At 41.9% G+C, this 23,619-nt stretch carries 24 protein-coding genes and 1 pseudogene; 11 read left to right on the top strand and 14 right to left on the bottom strand.

The window, feature by feature from the left end; genetic code table 11:
• Positions 1 to 3: 3 nt before the first annotated feature.
• From BLW49_RS22510 to BLW49_RS22500, 3 genes are all read left to right on the top strand, one after another.
• Positions 4 to 1,773, top strand: a complete 1,770-nt coding sequence (locus tag BLW49_RS22510) for a cache domain-containing sensor histidine kinase (RefSeq protein ID WP_256209904.1) — start codon at positions 4 to 6, stop codon at positions 1,771 to 1,773.
• The gene (locus BLW49_RS22505) at positions 1,770 to 3,335 is read left to right on the top strand and encodes a helix-turn-helix domain-containing protein (protein WP_090726985.1); all 1,566 of its coding nucleotides are present in this window, start codon (positions 1,770 to 1,772) and stop codon (positions 3,333 to 3,335) included. Before BLW49_RS22510 ends, BLW49_RS22505 begins: the two co-directional genes overlap by 4 nt.
• A gap of 161 nt (positions 3,336 to 3,496) precedes the next feature.
• On the top strand, positions 3,497 to 4,411 hold the full coding sequence (locus BLW49_RS22500) for a methyl-accepting chemotaxis protein (RefSeq protein WP_090726983.1): 915 nt from the start codon (positions 3,497 to 3,499) through the stop codon (positions 4,409 to 4,411).
• Positions 4,412 to 4,523: 112 nt separating this feature from the next.
• Here the strand turns inward: BLW49_RS22500 and BLW49_RS22495 are convergent, their stop codons facing one another.
• From BLW49_RS22495 to BLW49_RS22485, 3 genes are all read right to left on the bottom strand, one after another.
• Positions 4,524 to 5,324 carry a M15 family metallopeptidase gene (locus BLW49_RS22495; RefSeq protein ID WP_090726981.1) on the bottom strand — a complete coding sequence of 267 codons (801 nt, stop codon included), beginning with the start codon at positions 5,322 to 5,324 and terminating at the stop codon, positions 4,524 to 4,526.
• Positions 5,325 to 5,470: 146 nt separating this feature from the next.
• Entirely contained in the window at positions 5,471 to 5,899 is a 429-nt protein-coding gene (locus BLW49_RS22490; protein ID WP_090726980.1) for an EamA family transporter, read from the bottom strand.
• Positions 5,900 to 6,160: 261 nt separating this feature from the next.
• Positions 6,161 to 7,198 (bottom strand): 2,3-butanediol dehydrogenase, encoded by a 1,038-nt coding sequence (locus BLW49_RS22485; RefSeq protein ID WP_090726977.1) that lies wholly within the window; start codon positions 7,196 to 7,198, stop codon positions 6,161 to 6,163.
• Between the two features lie 131 nt (positions 7,199 to 7,329).
• Here BLW49_RS22485 and BLW49_RS22480 point away from each other — a divergent pair, with 131 nt between their 5' ends.
• The 4 genes from BLW49_RS22480 (at position 7,330) to BLW49_RS22465 (ending at position 11,238) form a co-directional block, all read left to right on the top strand.
• The gene (locus BLW49_RS22480; protein ID WP_090726976.1) at positions 7,330 to 8,238 is read left to right on the top strand and encodes a LysR family transcriptional regulator; all 909 of its coding nucleotides are present in this window, start codon (positions 7,330 to 7,332) and stop codon (positions 8,236 to 8,238) included.
• A 34-nt stretch (positions 8,239 to 8,272) separates the two neighbouring features.
• Positions 8,273 to 8,698 (top strand): MarR family winged helix-turn-helix transcriptional regulator, encoded by a 426-nt coding sequence (locus BLW49_RS22475; protein WP_090726974.1) that lies wholly within the window; start codon positions 8,273 to 8,275, stop codon positions 8,696 to 8,698.
• Positions 8,699 to 8,916: 218 nt separating this feature from the next.
• Positions 8,917 to 10,116 carry a TraB/GumN family protein gene (locus BLW49_RS22470; RefSeq protein ID WP_090726973.1) on the top strand — a complete coding sequence of 400 codons (1,200 nt, stop codon included), beginning with the start codon at positions 8,917 to 8,919 and terminating at the stop codon, positions 10,114 to 10,116.
• 219 nt (positions 10,117 to 10,335) lie between these two features.
• The gene (locus BLW49_RS22465) at positions 10,336 to 11,238 is read left to right on the top strand and encodes an SDR family oxidoreductase (protein ID WP_090726971.1); all 903 of its coding nucleotides are present in this window, start codon (positions 10,336 to 10,338) and stop codon (positions 11,236 to 11,238) included.
• Positions 11,239 to 11,353: 115 nt separating this feature from the next.
• Here the strand turns inward: BLW49_RS22465 and BLW49_RS22460 are convergent, their stop codons facing one another.
• The gene (locus tag BLW49_RS22460; protein ID WP_143042148.1) at positions 11,354 to 11,953 is read right to left on the bottom strand and encodes a hypothetical protein; all 600 of its coding nucleotides are present in this window, start codon (positions 11,951 to 11,953) and stop codon (positions 11,354 to 11,356) included.
• A gap of 281 nt (positions 11,954 to 12,234) precedes the next feature.
• Between BLW49_RS22460 and BLW49_RS22455 the strand changes: the two genes are divergently transcribed.
• On the top strand, positions 12,235 to 12,963 hold the full coding sequence (locus BLW49_RS22455) for a PadR family transcriptional regulator (RefSeq protein ID WP_090726968.1): 729 nt from the start codon (positions 12,235 to 12,237) through the stop codon (positions 12,961 to 12,963).
• Between the two features lie 218 nt (positions 12,964 to 13,181).
• Positions 13,182 to 13,328: a hypothetical protein gene (locus BLW49_RS28925; RefSeq protein WP_177178825.1), complete on the top strand. Its 147-nt coding sequence runs from the start codon at positions 13,182 to 13,184 to the stop codon at positions 13,326 to 13,328.
• A 496-nt stretch (positions 13,329 to 13,824) separates the two neighbouring features.
• Here BLW49_RS28925 and BLW49_RS22450 read toward each other — a convergent pair whose 3' ends face one another.
• The 4 genes from BLW49_RS22450 to BLW49_RS22440 all read right to left on the bottom strand — a co-directional run bounded on the left by BLW49_RS22450 (position 13,825) and on the right by BLW49_RS22440 (position 15,893).
• Positions 13,825 to 14,247: a hypothetical protein gene (locus BLW49_RS22450; RefSeq protein WP_090726966.1), complete on the bottom strand. Its 423-nt coding sequence runs from the start codon at positions 14,245 to 14,247 to the stop codon at positions 13,825 to 13,827.
• 79 nt (positions 14,248 to 14,326) lie between these two features.
• On the bottom strand, positions 14,327 to 14,464 hold the full coding sequence (locus BLW49_RS28585; protein WP_256209903.1) for a hypothetical protein: 138 nt from the start codon (positions 14,462 to 14,464) through the stop codon (positions 14,327 to 14,329).
• Between the two features lie 80 nt (positions 14,465 to 14,544).
• Positions 14,545 to 15,195: a YczE/YyaS/YitT family protein gene (locus tag BLW49_RS22445; protein WP_090726965.1), complete on the bottom strand. Its 651-nt coding sequence runs from the start codon at positions 15,193 to 15,195 to the stop codon at positions 14,545 to 14,547.
• Positions 15,192 to 15,893 carry a YjjG family noncanonical pyrimidine nucleotidase gene (locus tag BLW49_RS22440; protein WP_090726963.1) on the bottom strand — a complete coding sequence of 234 codons (702 nt, stop codon included), beginning with the start codon at positions 15,891 to 15,893 and terminating at the stop codon, positions 15,192 to 15,194. The genes BLW49_RS22445 and BLW49_RS22440 overlap by 4 nt, the downstream gene beginning before the upstream one ends.
• Positions 15,894 to 15,970: 77 nt before the next feature.
• Here BLW49_RS22440 and yeiL point away from each other — a divergent pair, with 77 nt between their 5' ends.
• Complete coding sequence (yeiL, locus tag BLW49_RS22435) at positions 15,971 to 16,642, top strand: transcriptional regulator YeiL (protein ID WP_090726962.1); 672 nt, start codon at positions 15,971 to 15,973, stop codon at positions 16,640 to 16,642.
• 57 nt (positions 16,643 to 16,699) lie between these two features.
• Here the strand turns inward: yeiL and BLW49_RS22430 are convergent, their stop codons facing one another.
• Both BLW49_RS22430 and pdxS read right to left on the bottom strand, forming a co-directional pair.
• Entirely contained in the window at positions 16,700 to 17,083 is a 384-nt protein-coding gene (locus BLW49_RS22430) for a MarR family winged helix-turn-helix transcriptional regulator (protein ID WP_090726960.1), read from the bottom strand.
• A 284-nt stretch (positions 17,084 to 17,367) separates the two neighbouring features.
• Positions 17,368 to 18,249, bottom strand: coding sequence for a pyridoxal 5'-phosphate synthase lyase subunit PdxS (gene pdxS / locus BLW49_RS22425; RefSeq protein WP_047911815.1), 882 nt, complete (start codon positions 18,247 to 18,249; stop codon positions 17,368 to 17,370).
• 161 nt (positions 18,250 to 18,410) lie between these two features.
• On the opposite strand from pdxS, the gene BLW49_RS22420 reads away from it, so the two are divergent.
• Positions 18,411 to 19,889 (top strand): MocR-like pyridoxine biosynthesis transcription factor PdxR, encoded by a 1,479-nt coding sequence (locus BLW49_RS22420; RefSeq protein WP_090726958.1) that lies wholly within the window; start codon positions 18,411 to 18,413, stop codon positions 19,887 to 19,889.
• A gap of 146 nt (positions 19,890 to 20,035) precedes the next feature.
• Here BLW49_RS22420 and BLW49_RS22415 read toward each other — a convergent pair whose 3' ends face one another.
• From BLW49_RS22415 to BLW49_RS22400, 4 genes and pseudogenes are all read right to left on the bottom strand, one after another.
• Positions 20,036 to 20,329, bottom strand: coding sequence for a hypothetical protein (locus BLW49_RS22415; RefSeq protein WP_090726956.1), 294 nt, complete (start codon positions 20,327 to 20,329; stop codon positions 20,036 to 20,038).
• Between the two features lie 955 nt (positions 20,330 to 21,284).
• A complete protein-coding gene (locus BLW49_RS22410) occupies positions 21,285 to 22,346 on the bottom strand; it encodes a suppressor of fused domain protein (protein ID WP_047911818.1) in 1,062 nt (353 codons plus the stop codon).
• Positions 22,347 to 22,645: 299 nt separating this feature from the next.
• A pseudogene (locus BLW49_RS29535) lies at positions 22,646 to 22,912 on the bottom strand (GNAT family N-acetyltransferase); the annotation flags it as partial.
• Positions 22,913 to 23,038: 126 nt separating this feature from the next.
• The gene (locus BLW49_RS22400; RefSeq protein WP_090726953.1) at positions 23,039 to 23,551 is read right to left on the bottom strand and encodes a riboflavin kinase; all 513 of its coding nucleotides are present in this window, start codon (positions 23,549 to 23,551) and stop codon (positions 23,039 to 23,041) included.
• Positions 23,552 to 23,619 lie beyond the last annotated feature (68 nt).

Genomic DNA, 23,619 nt, shown 5'->3' with positions numbered 1-23,619 from the left:
CTCTTGAGGAGCTGGCTACGATCATCATTGCAGCGCAAGCTGTCCGTGCTCATTGCTGGTTCGATCATTGTACCCCTCGTGGTGCTTGGTTTATTTGCCTTTGATACAGCGGCTCGCATATCGGAAGAAAAGGCGACGCTGTCGGGGATAGATTATTTAAAACAACTGGAAGCAAACTTGCATTTTATGCTCCAGGACGTAGACAACTTGTCCATCTATTTAATTGGTGAGCGAGATATCCAAGATTATCTGGTGCAGGATGAGGAGCAAGAAGAAGAGAGGCAGGAGATTATTGGCAGAATGACCAATCTTGCCGCCTCCAAATCCTATATCGCAAGTATTGTGATTCAGCCCGAACAATTCTCTGCTGATTTGACGACAGCAAACTGGTATGAAGCGGATATACCTGAGGGAGTATTGACCGAAATTCGGGAAAAGCATTGGTCTCCTGTATATCGAATTTTGAACTATGCCGGAGAGCAGTATGTAATGACGCTGACCAGGCCCATTCGAAGTATTCATGATTATAAGCATCTTGGATGGCTGTCCATCAGCTTGAGTGAGAAAGAAATTTCTCATCAGCTTGCTGAAAAAGAGTTCGCGAGTGGCAACGGTAGAATCGAACTTATTGATCCCAACGGGGTGATCCTATCTTCACCTGACAAGACCCGATTAGGAATGCGAATCGAAGATCAATATCCAGGACTTCTAGCGTTGCTGGATCAAGGAGCAAATGGGTCGGCAGTGTACGGAGAGAAGCAAGAGAAGAAGACGTTCATGTACGTACGCGAGCCTTCTACGGGATGGACATTGATCGGCTCTATTCCTTATGATCAATATCGTGAGGAGAACCGTTACATCTTAACTATTACCGCTGTTGCGGTTGCTATATCGGTTCTGATCAGCGCGTGCTTAGTCTGGGCAACCGTACGTAGAATTACACGACCGTTGCTGCTTCTTACACGTCATTTGTATAGGATTAATCCTCACGAGCCGCTCCCCCATTTCACAGTTACAACCGAAGATGAGATTGGTAAGCTCGGACAGAGCTATAACCTGCTCGGAGCACATATTGAGCAGCTGAAACAGGACCTGATCCGTGAGGAAGCGCGTAAAAAAGAAGCCGATATGCATGCGCTTCAAGCGCAGATCAATCCTCATTTTTTATATAATACGTTAGCATCCATTCACTGGATTTCACTGATGGCCAAAGAGAAGAGAATCGCTGATATGGTAGAGGGGCTGAGCCAATTTTTACGTTTAAGCTTGAATCATGGGAAGGAGTATTGCCCTGTCTCCCAAGAAATAGACCACATCCGTCAATATGTCCGAGTGCAGAATATTCGTTATCCTGACAAATTTAAGATCGAATATATGGTTGATCCAGAGCTTGAGAATAAATGGATGCTTAAGCTGCTCCTGCAGCCATTGATCGAAAATGCAATGATTCACGGCCTGAACAAGAAGGACGGACCGGGCTCAATCCTGATCATGGTTCGGAAAGAGCAGCATCGGATGAGCTTTCTAATCTTAGATGACGGCGCTGGTATGTCAATGCATCGTTTAGAAGACGTCCGCACAATGATAGAAGCAACTGCAAATAGGGACGAATCGTTACATGATCATGTGAAGGAAGGCAGCTACGGACTCAGAAATGTGAACGAGCGTCTTCTACTGCATTACGGTCCAGAAGCTCATCTCGAAATAGACAGCAGGGAAGGCGGAGGAACCCGAATTGCTTTTACCCTGCCGATTATGGAGGAGACGATATGAGAGTACTCATTGTTGACGATGAAGAAATTATCAGAGAGGGATTAGCCCGAGTTATATCCTGGTGTGAGCTTGGTCTCGAGCTGCTTCAGCCTGCTGCTTCTGGAGAAGAAGCTCTTCAGCGAATCGAACAAGAGTGTCCGAGTATTCTAATGACCGATATACGAATGAATGGAATCTCTGGACTTCAGCTATGTGAACGAGCGAAAACGATTCTGCCTGACCTGGAAGTGATTATCTTGTCTGGGTATGATGATTTTTCGTATGCTCAAACCGCCATTCGGCAGGGAGTAACGGATTATCTGCTCAAAACAAGTCCTCCTGAAGATATCATCCGCACCGTTCTTGAGGCTAAACGCCGGATTACGGAACGCTGGGCTGAGAAGGGAAGGGATGTACTGCAGGCCCGTGAGGAATTCGAACGAGAATGTGTAAAGTGGATTGTTCATGGGGAAGTGACAGAAGGAACGATCGAGTTCTTAGCAAGCGGTTTGTCTGGGGACAAGACAATTAATCATTTCAGTTCAGGCTGTAAGGTGCTTATATGGGAAGCCAGCGGATGGAACGGACCAAACTACTCATCAAGACTTCTATTATTTGCCCTTCGAAATTTACTTCAAGATCTTCTACCTGGCTGTATTTACGTGATTCATCAACAAGTCTTGGTCTGCCTTGCCCCTGCTTATGATGGTCAAAATTTGCCTCGGTACGGAACATGGTCAAGACTGCTTGAACGAGCAGAGAGCTTGCTCAAATGCTCGATACGATTGGCAGCGGGAAGCTCTGTAGCTGACCTAGAAAATGCACATGTAAGCTATGAAAAAGCTGTCTGTGCTTTGCGGTATTTTCCTCTCCTGCCGGATAAGATAATCAATTACACCGACATAGAACAACGGAGAGGCGGAAAAAACATTATCAGTCCAGTAGAAGAGAACCAGCTGGGTGTCATTCTACTAGACAACGATCCTGTCGCTCTAAAAGCATGGACCTCACAGTTATATGAGAATTTGATCATGGAACCGGAAGGGACTTTCGAAACGACAATAGCTTGTTTACGTTCTGCCGCTGCTGCGGCACATCGATGGATGGACAGGACCTTTCGAATGCTCGGCTCCGACGGGGAGATCCATATCGAGTCCAGCTTAAATGCAGATGGGAATGGATTCATTCCGGAAGGAGCGTTGTTCCGCTATCTTCATGCGATTATGTCCAGCTACCATACTCAAGTCAGTCAAGGCCCAGAATCACATGTGGATCGAGCGAAAGCTTTCATGGAATCAGTCTCACTGAGAGAGGTGAATCTTCAGCATGTAGCGAATCATCTGCATCTGCATCCTGGTCATCTTAGTGAGCTGTTTAAGAAGGTGACGGGAAGATCCTTTGTTGAATTTGTCACGGAACTAAGAATGAAAAAAGCAGAAGAGCTGTTATCCGTATCACCTGCCAAACTTAGCGAAATTGCCCTGTTAATCGGCTATGAGGATGTGAAGTATTTCAGCAGACTGTTCAAGAAGCATTATGGCTTAACTCCAAGTGATTATCGAGAGAATCGATCTTCTATTTAATAAAATCAACAAATATTTCGACAAAATGTGATTCAAACATTTCGCTCGGTAGTATATTAGTAATAGGACTATTCTCTTAAATTGGGTTAACTCCATACCTATTTATGGTTTCCATCCTATTTTTGAGGCCATATTATTAATACACGGAGGCTTTATCATTAATGAACATACAATCGGATCCCATTCGTGCTGTTGATCCATCGGCGGTGCTCCGGGCTTTTAACCAGAATCTAGCTATCATCGGGTTCAACCTAGAGAGACGGGTCATCTACGTTAACGAACGTTTTGCCGAAACGATGGGTTATGCTATAGATCAAATCTATGGGATGTATCATCATGAGTTCTGCTTTTCTTCCTTCGCATCTAGTCCGGAGTATGAATCGTTCTGGGCTAGTATTCTGAACGGACATCGCTTCCAAGACAAGATTGAGAGGAAGGACGCACAGAATAACACGGTATGGCTCGAGGCTACCTATATGCCTATCTATGATGAAGGAGATAATATCATCGGGGTGTACAAAATAGCGACCAACATTACGAACCGGCAAAATGAGATAGTTCAACTCGTTGAGGAGCTGCAAGACATGTCCTCCAGCTTGAATGCTAGAGCTGCACACGGTATAAATAGAAGCTCGGAGCTACTGAATAGCATTTCTTCGGTAGATGAAGTCTCAAATGACAATTTAAAAATACTGGATCAACTGAAGCAGCAATCGCATGCGGTGCAAGGGATCGTTCAAACGATTCGGGATATCGCCTCACAGACACAGCTTCTTGCCCTTAACGCAGCGATCGAGGCAGCACATGCAGGGGAATACGGCAGAGGATTTGATGTCGTCGCCAAGGAAGTGAAGAATCTGTCGTTAATGGTGCAGGATTCGATCTACGAAATACGCGACAGTATTAGAGGAATGTCCAATGAAATTATGAATATATCCAATGGAACCAGAGCAGTACAGGAATACATAGATCAGAGCCGGCAGCAGCTTCAAGTGACGATGGATGAATTTAGCACCCTATCTCAATCCTCCGAGCAATTAGACCTTAAAGCACAGCATGTGTCCAAGATACTGTAATGAAGCATAATAGCAGTGGAGAATATCGTTCTCCACTGCTTACTTTTTTTTGAATAAGAGCTCATATTATGCATGATTAAGATGATGAAGTGCCTTGGTATGATGGCCATTGTTACTCTCCTGCTTGCTTTAAGCTCTGAATGAATCGGGTAAACTCCGGCTCAAACAGCCCCATGTTGTATAGGATTTGAATTGTCTTGAGACCTGAGAGATCTTTGTCATTGGATGTGCTCATCACGCCTGCAGCCTTGGCTGCCTGCAGTGCTGCGTGATAAGCATCCGGAGGCGTTTGGTTTAAGGATATATTTACTCTCCGCTCAAGTGCAATGATTCGCTGTTCAAGCGCAGATATAATCGCTGACTTTTCTTTGTCCTTCTGAAGAAGCTCCTCCACTTTTGACATCTCTTCTGATTCCTCCATTCCCTGAATTCGGTTTATCACAGCTTGCTGCTGCTGCCATGTCGGCCTTATTCCTGCCTGCAGCTGAGAAAGGCTGAGCCCAAACATCATCTCGAAGTGAGGATAGTCTTTAAATGTAATCCAGTCGCCGCCCCAGCTGAACCCGAGCAGCTTCGCTTGAGCAACGACCTCCGCCCAGTCAGCTATACCATCATGATCATCATCCGCGCTCATACTGTAGCCGCTCTGTACGAGAACAAAATCAATGGCAAGTCCGTAGTTATGATTGGATTGGCCGGGCTTAGCATTCGTGACGATCGGGCCTGGTTTCGTTCTGCCTTGCTCATACAGACGCTGCTGCTCAGCCGCACTTCTATAGCCTGCCGTAAGTCGTATTTCCACACCTTCTGAATAGCATCGCTCAATCAGCTTCTCCGCTGCAAGCTTCACAGCAGGCAGTAACCCGACGAGGTAAGTTGCAGACCTCGCTTTCAGCTCCGCCAATGCAGCCATGCTCTACACCTCCAAGTTAGGATTTAATCCATACACCGAATTGCGATCATACTACAGTATATAGTCAAGCCATCATTTAAGTGTGATGCGCCTGCCTATTCTGTGAGCCTAAAGCGCAGAATTGGTGGATGTGTCCTGCCCTGAATTTACTTGATTGCAACAAGAATAGCCCCAAGAGCGATGAGTGCGACCCCTATACCATTTAGCCAAGATATTTTTTCACCCAAAAAGACAACCGCAAGAATGACTGCAATCACAACGCTAAATTTATCAATTGGACTAACCTGGGACACCTTGCCGTACTTGAGAGCCAGAAAATAAAACAACCAGGATAACGCTCCAGCCACTCCACTAAGAACGATGAAGCTCAGTGCTTTTTTCTGTGTCAGTATTTCACCAACTTCAGCAAATTTACCTTGTACAGCAATAACACCGATTAAAAATAATGCCATGATGACGGAACGAATGGCGGTGGCTGAATTAGAATCGATGTTCTCTAATCCCATCTTGCCAAAGATCGCAACAAGGGCAGCGGTAATAGCAGACAATATGGAATATAGAAGCCACATGGGCATGTTGTCATCCTCCTTCACTACATTTTTTCTGTATAATAAGTATGGTCGAATATGCCATTTTCTACGCAAGCTTCAAAGAGCAGCAACCGCCTGGTGCCGAATTACCGGTTGGCATTCTTAGCGGCTCTCTGGTCGTGCTCAATCCTGCAAATGGCTTGTGACAGAACGGATCAGCGCATGGAGATAAACCAAAAACAAAGAAGACCCTTCGCATATTTGTACGGAGGGTCTTCGAATCTAGAATAACAATTGACAACTGGATTACACAATTTCGACCAATATTTTGGCCTGGCTCTTGTCTCTCACCAATAGCTCAAGTCCATCCTCAATGATCTGATCCAGTGTAATCTTCTTCGTGATGACTTGCTTCACATCCAGTTTTCCTTCAGCAATGAGGGAGATCACTTCAGGGAAGATATGACGATAGGCAAGGATAGACGTGATATTTGCCTCCTTAGTCATGAGCTGCATCATATCTACAGTCGGATCCTGCGCGAATGCAGCGATGACCATGACCTCGCCGCCCTTTTTGACAACGGATAGGGCACTGTTGAAGGTCGGTTGAACACCAGCTGCTTCATAAGCAACTTCAACCCCTCCTGCATCATTGATGATATCTACCGGATTGTCCTTTAAGCTGTTAATCGGTACTGCGCCTATAGAGGCAGCGAGCTCCAAACGTTCATCGGATACGTCGATAGCATAGATTCGCGCAGCTCCTGCGGATTTGGCAGACAAGATCGTAAGGAGTCCAATGGGTCCAGCTCCGAATACAGCGACATTATTACCTACCTTCAGCTTGCTTTGACGTACTGCATGTAGAGCGACTGCCGTTGGCTCAACGAGCGCACCTTCCTCGAATGATACTTGATCGTTCAGCTTATGAAGCATGTAAGGCTCGACGATTACATATTCAGCGAACCCTCCATCCGCATTTAGGCCGATAAATCCGAATTGATTACACTGATTGTAGTTTCCTTTTCTGCAATTCTCACATTCGCCACAATAAATCAGCGGCTCGATCGCTACTCGATCCCCGACGTTATAACCTGTGACTTCTGCACCGATTTCCTCAATCACTCCAGAGAATTCATGACCCAGCGTAAGCGGAGCCATTGCACCGGATATCGGGTGAGGAGTACCTGTCTGAACTCCAATCCCATGGTGATAAGCATGAAGATCACTGCCGCATATACCTGCAAACTTCACTTTGACTTTAACCTTACCTGCAGGTGTTGCAGGAATTTCTCTCTCTTCTAAGCGAACATCTTTAATATCATAGAATAAAGCTGCTTTCATATGAGTCATCCCCTTAACCATCATAAGTATTGATAACGATTACAATTTGATTATACTTGGAGTTACATAATAAGATATAATTAATGTTTGTAATAACCCTATTAGTATAGCTAATAGTAAAGGAGCATTAGATGAATATTGAGCAGCTAGAATATATCGTTGAAATCGCCAAATCGGGTTCCTTCTCGGCTGCTGCCCATCAGCTGCATATCACTCAATCGGCACTGTCTCAGTCCGTCTCCAAATTAGAGGAGGAGCTTGGACTGACTCTATTTAAGCGTTCATATGCGGGAGCTGAAATTACAGTGGAAGGCAGAAGGATACTGGACAAAGCGATGGAGGCGATTCAGACCATTGACGAAATCAAAGAGCTGTCCCGCTTCGAGAGTAATCGCATCCGTGGTGAGCTGAATGTCGCTGCCTTCCCCGGTGTGATGCCTGTACTGGTCCGCTGTCTTGCGGCAATTAAACAAGATTATCCCTTGGTTCAAATTAATATTGAAGAGAATACCTCAAACCTCATAATGGACGATATCAAGCTGAATCGTATCGGGCTGGGTCTAATCGCGATGTATAAGAAGGACATCGAACAGCTTGCAGGACTTGTATTTGAACCGATCGTTCAAGGTAAATTTGTCATTTGTGCAAACAAAAATTCAGAGATCGCAAAGCATAAATCGATTCACCCCAAAGATTTGGTTAAATATCCATTTGCCCTGTTCAACGACGTTTTTGTTGACGATTTTCTCGCAGATCATCAGGCCAATTATGGTGAACTGCCTATTCTATTCCAAACCAATAATGGGGAGGCGATTAGAACGGCGCTCGAGGAAAATATGGCGGTCACGATTGGTCATGATTTTTCTTTCTTTGGTCAGCGGAAATGGTTATCAGATCAGTACGTTTTAATTGAAATCAAGCCTATTGAAACTCCTTCTATGCAGGTAGGCTGGATTCGATCAGAGAAGAATCATATGACGCTCCTGCACCAGCTGTGTATGATGAAGTTCGACCAGGAATTTAACAGAGCCAAGCTTTAGATTAGGATATAAAAACGATGCAGGAGTGAGAATTATGGAAGGATTTTTTCAGCGTTACCTTGGTCTATATCGGCCTATTATTACGAAGCTCAATGATTTGATGAGCACTTATGAGCTGTCGTATTCTTTATGGCAGGTAATCTATTATTTGAAAAACAATGGACCTGACACACTCATCGCTATTTCAGCATACTATCAGGTGGAGAAACCGACGATCACTAGAAGAGTGAATCGACTACAGGAGCTCGACATTGTCCGTCAGATCCCGGGTAAAGACAAGCGGGAGAAAATAATTGAGCTCACTGAATCTGGTGAAGCCATCTATCTGGAGTGCAGACAGCAAATAACAGCCTTAGAGCACCGTATTATGGAGGGAATCCATCCAGCGCAGCAGGAAGCGTTGTTCGAGTTAATACAACTTCTTCGTCAGAACATTGTGAATACAAGAGAAGATGTATAAGTCACTTAAAATAAAGGGAGCGCAGAAGTAGATCTGTGCTTCTTTTTTTATTCATCTGAATCTATTAAGATCAAAAATCCAGAATATGGTTGACGAATTCCAATATCAGAGTGTATAGTGTGTATATTGATATGCACAGTCAATTCTTTTAACAAGTGCTTTATCAAGTAGGTTGAAGCAATACATACATTTGATATGAATTCGGAGGAGAGACAACAATGAAGAGAAAGAGAAAATCATCCACTATTGCCTTATTTTTATCCGCAAGCATGCTGGTGCTTCCCGTCGTTCCTGCAGCTGCAGCTGCACCTGACACGGATATTGAAGTGAATGGACATGAGATTGATTTTACGAGCAGACTGCCATTGATTGAAAAAGGAATTACATATGCACCTCAGGGAGATCTGCTCAAAGCACTTAATGCAACATTCGTTCAATCCGATAAGTCAGGAACAATCACCGTACTTGTGGACAATGAACAGATCACGGTAAATGCGAAGACCAAGATTGTGAATGGTACAACATATGTTCCTGTACGCGTGGTTAGTGAGCAGATCGGCTACAAGGTAGAATGGGATCCTGCAACCCGTACGATCATTCTAACGACAGGAGGCAAGGGCTTCTTGTGGGAGGTAAGCAATGGTGATAATACGGTCTACCTCGTAGGTTCGATGCATATTGCTGATGACAGCTTCTATCCGTTAGACCCATCGTATGAAATTGCATTCGAGGATTCAGAGTATCTGGGAGTAGAGATTGACCTGACACAGGCACAGGATGAAACTATGCAGAAAATGATGCTGGATCTTGGAATGTATCAGGACGGAACGACACTTAAGGATCATATTTCAAGTGAAACCTATGAGCAGCTTGGCGAAATCCTTGTTGAGAACGGGCTGGAGAAAGATGCGTTAGACGGCTATAAGCCATGGGTCGTTGAAATAACGATGTCACAGCTTAAATCCATGGAAGCCGGGTACCAAGGGGAGATCGGCATTGATCTGCATTTCCTGCAAAAAGCCATTGAACGCAAAATGCCTATCATCGAGCTTGAAACCTATCAGTCCCAGCTGAAGCTGTTAAGCGGATTCTCAGGTGAGCTGCAAGAGACTAATTTGAAATCTGTTCTAGATAACTTCCATCTGGTCGATGATTCTGTCGATCAAATGGCGGAAATGTGGAAGCTAGGTGACGAAGAGGCACTGCTCGAGATTACCAATAGCATGAAGACGAATGAAGAATACTATAAGGGCATGCTCGTGGACCGTAATTTGAAAATGGCGGACAAAATTGAAGGATATTTAACTGCAGAAGATGAAGCAGATTACTTTATCGTCGTAGGGGCAGCTCATTATGCAGGTGAAGACGGCATCGTGAAGCTTCTGCAGGATCGTGGCTACACGGTAACTCGCAAATAACTCACTGGTCATTATTAGTTCATCAATCATAACCATTTGAATATCGTTAGGAAACCATCCTTCACTGGAGCTAGCTCTGGTGGGATGGTTTTTTTATGGCATGCCTCTTTTTCCACGGATCGTTCTGTACTTGGTTTTAAAACGAAAATTTTCGGTTACAAAGAAGAGAGCTGGACCTTTACTAAATCTTAAGTGTTGTAACTCAAGGAGGTACTATTCATGACAAATCAAGACCAATATATGATGCAGGATCCAACGACACAGTATCCGAAGGCTACACCAGAGTGGAAGCAGAAGCAGCCTGAGCCGGGAATTCAATCGAAGATGGAGCCTGTTCCGGATTGCGGAGAGGCCAGCTATCGCGGGACAGGACGTCTCAAAGGACGTAAAGCCGTCGTTACAGGAGCAGACAGCGGAATTGGACGAGCTGCAGCCATTGCTTATGCACGCGAAGGGGCAGATGTGGTGCTGTCTTATCTTCCTGAAGAGGAATCCGATGCCAAAGAAGTTGTGAAGCTCATTGAAGAGGCGGGACAGAAGGCCGTCGCCATCCCTGGTGATCTGAAGGATGAAGCCTACTGCGTGAAGCTGATTGAAAGGGCCGTCAAAGAGCTGGGTGGTATCGATATCCTGGCGAATGTCGCCGGTAAGCAGCAATATGTGGAGCAGATCGAGGATCTCACAACAGAGCAATTTGACGCGACATTTAAGACAAATGTATACTCCATGTTCTGGCTGTGCAAAGCGGCGGTGAAGCATATGAAGCCGGGAAGCTCCATCATTAACACTTCCTCCATTCAAGCTTACAAACCGTCACCAATACTGCTGGATTACGCAACAACGAAGACCGCGATTAATACATTCAGCAAAGCTTTGGCTCAGCAGGTTGGGAGCAAAGGGATACGTGTAAATGTTGTAGCCCCTGGACCGGTATGGACTCCACTTCAGATCGTAGGCGGTCAACCGACAGAGAAGCTCGCTGAATTTGGTTCAACCACGCCGCTTGGTCGTGCGGGACAGCCCGCTGAAATGGCTTCGTCCTATGTCTTCCTGGCGAGTCAGGAATCGAGCTACATTACAGGTGAGACGATTAATGCCAACGGTGGAACACCTACACCATAAGCATAAGATGGAGCACATCTGTAACATGATAGATATCTACACAAAAAGAACGGGATCTTCATCAGATCACCGTTCTTTTTGTATATCCAGATCATTTAATTATCTTAGAGCATCCTTATTCATAGCCCAGCTGTTCAGCATATTCATCGAATTCTTCCTTGGACTGCTCAATCAATTCTTGGCCCGTCTTCACCTTGGCATTACCTTGGGTAAGCAGTGTACGGTTAATGGTGTACTTCGATAGTGCACGCTTATACAGAAGGTATCCTTCGAGCTGGTTGTAGCTTCCTCGAGTTAATTTGTTATGGATTTTTTGCAGCTCCGCATTTTCCGGCTTGATCTGCTTCAGCTGTGACACATATTTCGTATAGTTAGGCACTACTGTATTGTTGAATTTCAGGAACAAAGATTTACGGTTTGAAGAAGATATGTACAACGTACTCGGTAGTGCTGAAAAAGCTTTTTCCTCATACTGTGCAATCGCAAGCAATTGATCGAGATAGTTCTCAAAATCCAGCTCATCAGCAGTTAATTCAACTTCTTCGCCCTCGCTGATTACAGAATCATCGGTTTGGTTTGGCGTGCTCGATTCGCTGGTCTCTGTTGTACCTTCGACTACTGTTGCTGCAAGAGAAACAGAAGGAAGGAGCGTGCTCGCGGTAAATACGGCACTTAATGCTAGAGCGAGTAACCAAGTTTTGTTTTTTTTCATCATTCATAACTCCCATTCTATGTTGTTTTTAAACACTTGGATAATCTAACATAATCTATAATGATATTTACAGGTAATAATTTACATATATCCTAAAATAGTTCTCGTAACATCCCGCTTACACATTTCTGTAAGGAGCAGGGGACTTGCGAATGAGTTCGGCTGACATTGAAAAATAGGCATGTGGTCTCAAAAATTCAGCGTAAAAAACCAAATTTTAGTTTGACATTAACGATATATCGCTATATTATTACGATATATCGTTAATGAGGAGTGGAAGTCATATGAAGTTTCAAGACGGACACGGGAAACAGAGACATTTTGCAGGGCACCGGGATTATTCTGTTGAAGGACATGAATATGTAAAGTACCGGCATGGAGGCTCACGCGGAGATCATCGAGGCGGACGAGGGGAAGGCAGACATCGTTTCTTCGGAAGAGGTGAATTTAAGTTTGCTTTGCTGGAGTTATTAGTCATTGAGCCAATGCATGGTTATCAGTTAATTAAGGCCATGGAAGAAAAGACAGGCGGATTGTATGTTCCCAGTGCAGGATCCGTATATCCCAATCTGCAGCTGTTAGAAGACATGAAGCTGATCAGAAATACGGATACGGATGGAAAGAAGCTGTATCATATTACCGAGGAAGGCTTAGCTGTATTGGCAGATAGAAAGAAGGCTCAAGATCAACCTCGGGAGCATTGGGAAGAGCGTAGACGTCATCTGCGCCCGGAAAAAGAAGCGGGAAGACACCATCTACGTGGCTTGATGAAGGAGCAGCCAGAGCTTTTGTTTCTTATGGCGGATGCTGTAAAAGAAATCAAGCTTAATCCGGAATCAGCGCAGGCTGTACAGATCAAAGAACTTATGGATCAATTTCAGACACAACTGAGTGATATCTTAAGAACTCAACAGAATAATACGCATCTTGAAGATGAAGCTGCAGGATCAGGATCTACAGATACGGATCTGGATTCATCTATGGATAACGATCTGGATCAATCTCAAGAATAAAAACATTGAGAGGCAATATACTTTTAATAATACCTGTAATGAATTAGAGCGTAAGTTAACGCTTTCACAACGAAGCCGCATAACAAATGCGGTTTTTTTGTACAGAAATATGAAGCAGATCTACGGATGATAAAATCATTGAAGAGTTGAAACTTTTTGCTTCATTTATAGTGTTAACTTAGAAGATACATATAATTAAATCATTCGGGAGTGTTTTCATGTCGATTATATTAATCCTCATGGCTATAGTACTGACCATCGAAGTAGTTGCCATTGAAGTAAATATGAAAAGAAAAATGGAAAACGATAAATTGATGCCGGAACGACTTGATCAGATCATTGATGAGCTGCAACGTTTGAAATAACCATGTTTAGTTAAACATTAAGAATAAAGAATATAACGAATATATTCAATAAGAAAAAAATCATATTTATCTATACAAAATGAAAGAAAACTCGAGGTAAGTAATTTAAGTTGGTCACATTAGTACATAAAAGGACTGCGATAAAAATAATGCTAATTGAGTGAGATTATTTCTGTAATCTTTACTATATGTTCACAAAACCCGTATTTTGTACATATGTATCTTGCGCCGTAACAAGTTTATTCTCCTTAATGAATTCTCGAAGCTGTTGTTTTGTCCAGAGTCCCATGTATTTCCCCAACCTTTCTATTAATTACCATTTTGATAGATTTTGGAGTTTACACAATTTATTTTACAGACTCACTTGTAACGATTCCCGTTTACTTCCCCTTTTCATTCCAATTTGCCCGGTTTCCTTAAAAAACAAAAAAGATCCTGAGGTTTATTACCTCAGGACCGGTCTTTACTTTTTGAAAAGGACGAAAGTCCAGTAAAATTATAACCTATACACTTCTTCCCACACAACTCTACCATCGCGATCAACTTCGTAATTTAATACAGTGGTTGCTTCAGATCTAGGAACAACCTGTCTCCCTTCATTATAGTAATAGCGCAATAATCTTATTCCTCCATGAATGCAATAAGCCTCTGTTAAAATTTCTACTGATGGATCTGCATCAACTATCCTGTTCTCATCATCATCATGTAATAGCTCATGTGCCACAACTTCGATTCCTGTTTGTTCCCGAAAGTCCCATTGAAGTTTTCGATATTCAGAATTGTCATATTCCCAGATTGATGGCGTTAACTGAACAAATATAGTTTCATTTGAAAGTTCTAACAATCTAAAGGCATTTTTAAAACTTAATATGGCTGACCGTGGAATGTATTTATAGTATGACTTACCAAACCACATCATCCAGTGAGCCCCAAACCATAAATCATTGTAAAAATGGGAATGCCCCGGAAGCTTTTCCGTATCCACTACCATTGTATTTTTAATTGTAGGATGTGGTATTATTGAGCTGCTTCTCGGTATCATCCAGCGAAAGGCCATTCTCCAAGACAACGCCAGCTGGATTACCGCCACGGTCCCCTTTCGCAAACGCATTTAACGTATACACTTCCACATTCATGTTCCTCTCCTCCTCAACGGATGTGTAATGATTATCCCAGTCAATCTCTCCCACTTCCATGGTAAGTCGCAGTTATAGGGCTAATTAGCGCTAGCGCTATATTCCCCTTTTTTTGGTTTCTGCTGATAGTTGGCAAATTTCAATCGTGTATAAGAAATAATGCCGGACAATAAGAAGAAGCTGATAATCGTTCCTTTACGGATATTGATTGGTAAACTGTATAGTAGTGATATTGTTATTGATATAACAATAGAGAATAGATCGACACAATATCTATACTGAGAGAAAGAGCGTTTTGTTAATTCAGCTATTCGTAAACATAAACTTTCAATAGGAAAAGGAATAATATCTAATGATAGAATAATACCTGTTGATCCACCGGCTAGTATCAAACCGAAAATAAGAAGTCCGATTCTTACTAAATAATTTTCTACGTGAATCGTACCGAAAATAGTATAGAGGAAGAAATTAATAATCATTCCAAAGAACAAGATGGAAATGAACATCAAAGTGAATTTTTTATAATCCTTTTCTTCGCAAAGGAAGATATATCCGATTAGAAAAATGAGATTTGCAATGAATGTAATTGTACCAACTTTGATGGAAGTCCACTCAGATATAGATAAATTCATCGCATTAAAACTGCTTACTCCAACATCGGCTTTTAATGTAAGACTAATGCCAATAGCACTTACTATATAGAGTAGGATTGATGGAATTACTTTTTTCATGATTCTTCCTCTAATAAGTCCATTATTTGCATTAAATTTGTTATTGTATATGTGCTCTTTGGTGAACATGATTTTGGCATGCTTTTCTTAGGGTTAAACCACACACAATCTATTCCGACATTGATCGCTCCTTGAATATCTGATGTCAAACGATCACCTATCATTAGAACTTGTTCTTTGCGGCTTATATGCACGGCATCAAAAATATAGTAAAAGAAATGGGGATTCGGTTTTTCATAACCAATTTCTTCTGAGATAAAAAGTTGTTCAAAATATCCTCGTAGCTTGGCATCTTCTAATCTTTTTCTTTGAGTCTTTCCTACACCGTTTGTTCCAATGTATAATTTATAATCTTGCTTACTTAGAGCATTTAATAATTCATGTGCATGGGTAACGGCCATATGACCTTGGTTTAAATGCTCTCGGTACATAGCTTCAACTTTTGCTCCGTTTTCATCTATATGAAATTCCTTCAAAAAAAGCGAAAAACGCGTTGTCAGCACTTCATCACGAGAAATCAAGCCTTCCTCTAATTGATGCCATAATCCATCATTAATGTACTTATAACATGCAATGGTTTGTTTGTTATAAGGTAACTCATACAGTGTAATAATTTGTTTTAAAGCCTTCTCTTCTGAATTATGAAAATCAAGTATCGTATCATCTAAGTCAAAAATAATATGTTTGTATTTGTTCATCCCTAACCACCTCTAGGTAGTAATATATCTAAAGTAAAAATATAATAATAGGAGATATCTCATATAGAGGTGATAAAATGGAGAAAATTAATTTAAAGGATTACGCTGAAAATTTTGTGGATATATATAATGATATTCAAGAAACTTTTCCGAAAAAAGCTTTACATCAGGCTTTTGTTTGTAAGTTTTCTGCTAATGAATATATAGTGCGCTTTGATGAAGATATTCAGTACCTATTTTTATTATTGGATGGGAAGGCAAAAATATATTTAGTACACGAAAATGGAAAACGTGCGCTGATTCAGTTTCTAAAGAAAGATGATTTTATTGGTGAATTATCTTTGATTGAGGTTGAAAAGAATTTAAAGGATGTTGTGGCTATAAATAACTGCACATGCTTAGCGGTTCCATTGGCTTCATCGAAAGAGCATCTGTTAAATGACAATCTTTTCCTCCATAATTTATCAAAATATTTAGGTAATAAATTACTTAAAAGAACTGATCATTATACAGCTATGCAGGATTATGAATTTAAAAATCGATTGGCAAAATATATTCTAGAAATAGAAAATAATGGATACTTTCAAGAGAAGCATACCGAAACAGCAGAATACGTGGGGGGAAGCTATCGACATCTATTATACACACTTAACCAATTTCGTGAAGAAGGAATATTAGAAAAACAAGGCAGGGAATATTTTATCATTAATAAAGAAAAGTTAGAAAGAATGAGTTCAAAAAAAGATTAATTTATTATATGTTCGATGAAAATAATGTATCAGATTGGAGTCGTTGATTTAAATCAATTATAGAATTGAAGAATCGTCAGCATCCATAAAAGAGAAAAGCTCATTTAAGTAACTGTTCATATTCTCATCAATCGTTGTAGCCACGAATTTCCCTTCGGTCGTAAGATGAAGAATATATACTCTACGATCCTCGGGATGTGTTGTTTTCTTGACTAAATTCTTTTTAATCAACGTTTGCACCTGACGGCTAAATGTAGTTATATCCATACCGAGTGAATCTGCAATCTGCTGCATAGATGGTTCATGCTGTCGATCAATTTCATAAAGAATATGGCTTTGGATCATTGATATTTCATTAGTCCCTACACTACAACAATTCTTATTCAGAAGGCCGAATCGGCGTGCAGTCACTTGTAGTAGTTCTCTCGGACTTTCTTCCATCTAAGCTCACCTCTTGCTTCAGTTTATATAATATATATTTGCATTTTACAAGTATATAATTCGAATTTCTCCATTTTTCTGTAAGTATCCGATTACCATCCTCCTTCATAAAAGGCGTTGAATATCGGTCTTGTCTTTGTTGTTGTGGTTTTCCTTCCTTTAATCGCTGCCGATCATGATCTAGATCCAAACATTGATTCTTTAGTGCATGTAGAAAAAACCCTCGGAAACGAGTTCCAAGGGTTTAGTTTGATTTTTGGTTATGCGTGACTCTAATTCTCCTCTTACCAACCGCGATCAGACATGCGTTCTGCTGCAGTCAGTTTAGAAATTTCAATCCCTTTCATAGGGGTACCCAAGTTCTTAGATACTTCGGCAATCAGTTTATAATCCGTATAATGTGTTGTGGCTTCAACGATGGCACGAGCAAACTTCTCAGGATTGTCCGATTTGAAAATACCAGATCCAACAAAGACTCCGTCTGCTCCCAAATGCATCATTAGTGCAGCATCTGCCGGAGTAGCAACACCGCCGGCTGCAAAGTTAACGACGGGAAGCTTACCATTCTCGTGAACTTCAAACAGAAGCTCGTAAGGCACACCCAGAACTTTAGCTTCAGCGTAGAGCTCATCCTTGGACATATTTTGCACTTTACGAATCTGACCGTTGATCAAACGCATATGGCGGACTGCTTCCACAATGTTACCCGTTCCTGGTTCACCTTTTGTACGAATCATGGATGCCCCTTCACCAATACGGCGAAGAGCCTCCCCCAAATCTTTGGCCCCACATACGAACGGTACAGTGAACTCCTGTTTATCAATATGGAATACTTCATCCGCAGGTGTAAGGACTTCACTTTCATCTAGATAGTCTACACCAAGGGATTCCAGTACTTTTGCTTCTATGTAATGACCGATACGAGCCTTAGCCATCACCGGGATAGTGACCACCTTCATAACCTCTTCAATGATCGTTGGATCTGCCATGCGAGCGACACCGCCCGCTGCGCGAATATCAGAAGGAACGCGCTCAAGAGCCATAACAGCAGTTGCCCCTGCCGCTTCTGCGATTTTTGCTTGCTCTGCATTCATAACGTCCATGATGACGCCGCCTTTTTGCATTTCAGCCATCCCTCTTTTGACACGATCTGTACCAGTTCTCATAACTTCTATTCCCCCTATACCATGTTTAACAATCTAATCGCAGCTCTTTTCAGTTCTTGATTGACTTGAATCTATGGATTAATATAAAGGGGAAACTGACAATTAAAAAGATCCAATAATTTATAATTTCATTGTACCACTTTCTTAATTACGGAGGTCATATGCAATTTCATGCAGCTTATAGCTCATATTTAAACCGCCATTATACCAAGATGAAGGCTCTGTATCATGCCATTCGTGAAGCTATTCATGAGGGGAATCTCTTGCACGGTGAGAAGATGCCATCTACACGAGAATTAGCTGCAACGTATCAAATTTCTCGAGGAACCGTGAATCAAGTCTATGATATGTTAACTTCTCAAGGTTATCTTCATTCACAGCATGGAAGAGGTACCTTTGTTGCTTATCAAAGTGAGTTTAACAAGGAGGAGAATACAACCCAATATAGCACGCAGCACTTATCCGCTTGGGGAAATCGTATAGAGCAGCTTGTGCAAACAACACCTCAAAGACATACACAATCAACAGTTACCCGCTTAACAAGTGAAGCATTAATTGACTTTAGCAAATATCAGCCCGATTTGACCAAATTTCCTTACGATGAATGGAACAATCGACTGTATGCGGAGGTACGGCATCGAGAGCATTACTCCAATACAACTTACGCAACTGTGGACTCGTTGGGAGAGCCAAAATTGAGAGAAGCGATTGCTGCCTACCTAAGAAGGATGAGGGGAATCCAAGTCGATTCGAATCAGATCGCTGTGACTGCAGGCTCCATGCAAGCTATAGCACTTCTTACGCAATTAATTGCAGATCCTGGTGATCATGTGGTGACAGAAAGCCCTTGTTACGTCGGAATTTCTCAGGCTGTATTGGCTACGGGTGCGAAGTTGATTGAAGCCAATCTTGATGGTCAAGGAATTGTTCCTCAAGATTGGGATGCTCGTATGTTATTTGTCACGCCATCCAGGCAATTTCCTACTGGTGAAATGCTTAGCCTTGAACGCAGACGAACCTTGCTTGACTGGGCACATCGTCATGATGCTTTGATTGTGGAGGATGATTACGATAGTGAATTCAGATATCGCGGAATGCATGTAGAACCTCTGAAAACACTGGATAAAGATGGACGCGTAATCTACATTGGCAGCTTTACCAAAACATTACCATTTGAAGTGCGACTTGGTTATGTCGTTCTTCCTCCATCATTGTCTGATACATTTAGAAAAGCTCAAGCATTATATGAACCTAGACCAGTAAATTTATTAGAGCAGCGAGCTTTAGCAGCATTTATGACAAGTGGTCAATATGAGCGGCATCTGCGTAGGATGAATCGCTTGTATAGTCGCAAATTTCATCTGTTACTTAAACTATTAAAACAGGAGCTCTCCACTTGTTTTGATTGGGTGGAAAACGAAGCGGGACTTCACGTTTTTGGTTGGTGGAAAGGGGATTCCTCGAGTTATTATACCTTCCGGACTTTAGCAAGAACAGAAGGGGTTATATACTCGGAAGTCAGTACTTCCACAGCTCTAAGCACGAAACATGGTATTTATTTATCTTTTGCACATTTATCTGATCCTGAATTAAAAGAAGGCGTATTAAGATTAAGAAATGCCACACGATCTCATGTATGAGGTAATGTGGCATCGTATCGCATAATTGTTTTGCTGTGTTTGTGTCTCGATATGAGATTGTAGAGGGGGATATAAAACTAAAAAGCCGCAAAATTTTGCGACTCTCAATAGCAATATGTTCTTATCCCCCGACATAGTAGTTTTACCTATCCAAAATATCCATTCATCGTATCCCACATCCTATCAAACTCGCTTTGCTCCATAGAACGACCAACTGAAAGTAGCTCTGGTTTTTCATTCGTTACTGGATCAAAATTTAGAAACTCTACTTTTGTTGCGCAAGCATAATTCTTTGTGTTTAACATCATTTCTACCTTATCTTTAAAAGGCCGATCCAACAGTTTAACTACAGCGATATCCCCTTCTCTATATTTAGTCGCTGAGTAATGAATAAGAAAGTATTCTTTTTCAAATCGGTATTCAATAGGATAGCCTGACATTATACACCTCTCCAGAATCTTCTTCTCTGATCTCAATCTATTCAATATGGATAAACTAAATTATAGTTCTAATGAACGACTATAATACCCCGCTCGGGAAAGGATCGGATCAGCGCGTGAAGTTCCTGCATTCCCCGTAGGACAAAACTCTGCAGGCTCTATCCTGATCCTCCGATCGTCCGTTTCGGGAGCAGATGAGGGGCTATAGGTTTCTTCTTCACACTAAAAAAGCGGCCGATGAAGCTGCTCCAAAGTACATTCTTATAACCAATCCCAATATTTATACTATAAATCGATCTAACCATGTTTGAAAGTCGCAATTCAAACTTCTCATATATTCTACAGGCGAATAACAATATTTCACATACATGTAGGTTGGTTTGCCCTCTTCTGCTTCTTGTAGATTCATGAAAATGTAATCTTGTAAAATATAAGCGACATTTAGAAGTTCAGGTTTCCCATAGAGTTAATAATTTCTTTCTGTGTTAACACTTCATCTAAGACATATATATCATTTTCAGAGCCAAATTGAGGATGCTCAAAAAGTCGAGAACCATCAGTAATACTCAGAAAGTCTTCGTTATCAAGAGGCAGCTTAAATTCTAGGTTGACTAAAAGCTTTGAAGCGATTATATCAGGACTTACAGGGCTACTGAACTTAAAAGTGTACGTGGGCTAACGGTCGAACGATGATAAGTTACTCTTCGTTTAACTTGATATATTAAAAGTATAAACAAGCCTGTTTATGTATAAAGGCAGGCTTGTTTAAGTGTTTTTAAGTTATTCAGTTTTACTACAGAATGCCGTCCGACAGTGAATGGGAAAGATTAAACAGAGGCTCATTTAAGTCCATAATACCGATGCAGACAAGCCCTTAACAAGCAATAAAGCCTCTTAACAGTCATTCTGCTGACCTTTAAGAAGCCCTATTCTTAGCCTTAATATAAGTTAACTTTTAACCAATCGTCTCTACCACATTGTCTTGCTGGTCTTTAATATACGTTTTGGCTACCTGAACGGTTAGACCCTTAAAGGCGGATAGCTTAATAAGCTCCTCCTTCGGCCGCAGCTTGCTTGACAGCTCGGCAACGGTTGTCGCATCCAGTACGATACGAATGTGCTCCGGACCTTCTTCAATCACCGGATTATCTCCCGGCTCTAATGCTACCCGAACGTTCGGACCTGAGAGATACAGAGGGTTTTGCTTCAAAATGCGGCCCGAAAGCATCTTGCCGATAATCTCTGCCTGCTTGGCGCCAAGCGTAAGCACCGCCGGCGATTTTCTTAACAGTCGTTTCACGGGCGGCTCCCAGCCTAATTGGCTGACATACAGGAAGCCCGTATTCGACCCGTCACGCTTCAAGCCTTCCTCCACCGCTGTGGCAACCGCAGGCAGCATCAGCAAAGATGACCGCTCTAGATCCGTTATATAGTAAGGCATATATGGCTCGCAGATTTTCAGCATGGCATGCGAATTCCACGTCTGCATCGCATCTCGTTCATCCCCTGTAATGCCAATCATTTGAATAAACTCCATACGCCCATTTGGCGTTTCTATCGAAGGCAGCTCCGGATCCTCCGTATAGCATAGCGCTGTAAGCTTTGTATCCGAACCCAAGCAGATTGGACCATTGGTATCCAAGTAATCGCCCGACTGGAATCGGTTTCCGCTTTTGTATATATACCTTCCCATATTTTGCAGTAGGTCAATAGCCCATGCCGGAGGCTGCTCCTCCGTCTCGCTGCGCTTCAGCCTGAAGGTCAGCTCAAAGCCGAAACCGCTATGCTCCTTATCCTCCTTCTCCTTGCCGTACAGCTCCGTGAATCCAAAAGTCACCATATGCCAATGCGGCGCAGGATGGTCCGCTTTATATACACTGATGCCGTCCAGCGGATCACCTCCGAACATAGCAGGCAGCGACGAGCCGTAGTGCATAGGCATCTGACTTCCGTATAGCTTGGTCATCGCATCTTCAATGGCATCCCATCCTGGGGCCATATCTTCTTCCTCTTTCATCCGTATTCCTCCTCAAATCTGCCCCTCATTAAAATGAATATAACATACAGAAACCGATTAGTTATATACCTAATCGCTGATCGGAACATGTTTTTGTCCCTCCATACCTTTTTCCAGTACCCAAATTCCATTTTTTAAGAAGTGAATTGGAATATCTATTGATTATGCTATTGATTAATCACTCCACTCGTTGCGCAGCAATCGGTAAACAACTCTATCTTTTATTTGACCATTGTGCCAAACAAGCGATTTGAATTCGGCCTCCTTAATCATCACTTTTTCAGAGGCAATGTTTTCTTTCAAGCATCCGCATGAGATTCTAAAACATTATTTTCTTCGAATGCAAAACGTATAACTTCTTCTAATGCCTCTGAAGTGTACCCTTTTCCCCAAAACAGTGGTTTGATAAAATAGCCCACCTCTATGATTTTTCCGAGTGGAGTAATTTCGTTTACTGTATATCCTATTTCCCCAATGTGAGTGCTCAAAAATTCATCTTCAATACGAAAAAAGTACTTTTTTCTATCTGTTTCTTTGCTTTGAGAAATGGACTTTTTAAGATTACTTTCCGACTCTGCTAATGCCCTGACTACTCAAATTGAAGAGTATGATATAATCCAGTCGATTTCGTGAATGAAAACCCGTCTTCCACTTCGCAATCGTATTAGCAGATTCTTCATAATTTCATTGATTTATTCAGTGATTCTATGGCTAAAGTAATGTCTCGCGTGATTTTCATCTAGCTTCATTTGCTTCATTAACTGATCAAGATTTTCAAATGTTATTTCTTCCCTCACATATTTTAAGAATTCAAGTAATACCTTTCGCCCATACAAATCGCCTGAATAGTCTAATAAAAAGGCTTCAATAAAATAAGATTCTCCACCCACAGTAGGACGGTAACCAGCGCTTATTATGGCGTTATATTGCTCAGTCTCCCGATCTCCTTCTAATATTACTGAAGTCCCGAAATAGATTCCGGGTTTTGGAGATACATAGAGGTCAGCTTCCCCTCCAAGATTTATGGTTGGATAGCCTAGCGTTCTTCCCAGTGCTTGACCATGTACCACGGTCCCCTTAATAGTATATGGGTGTCCATACAGTTGTGTAATTCTCTCCATATCTCCCTGTATTACTAACTCACTAACGAATCTGTTGTCAGGAGTCAGGGACTCAGCCGTAATCTCCTTATTAGTCATCATCATTGGCTCCTTTAAAATCCATATTTCGCTTCTTCAGCCTCTAGGATCTTAGTGTAAGTCTCCGCTAATAC

It is taken from the genome of Paenibacillus sp. PDC88 (genome assembly GCF_900106725.1).
Classification (GTDB): Bacteria; Bacillota; Bacilli; order Paenibacillales; family Paenibacillaceae; genus Paenibacillus; species Paenibacillus shunpengii.
Note: the sequence above shows the minus strand (reverse complement) of the source record. Positions and strands in the feature narration are given on the sequence as shown.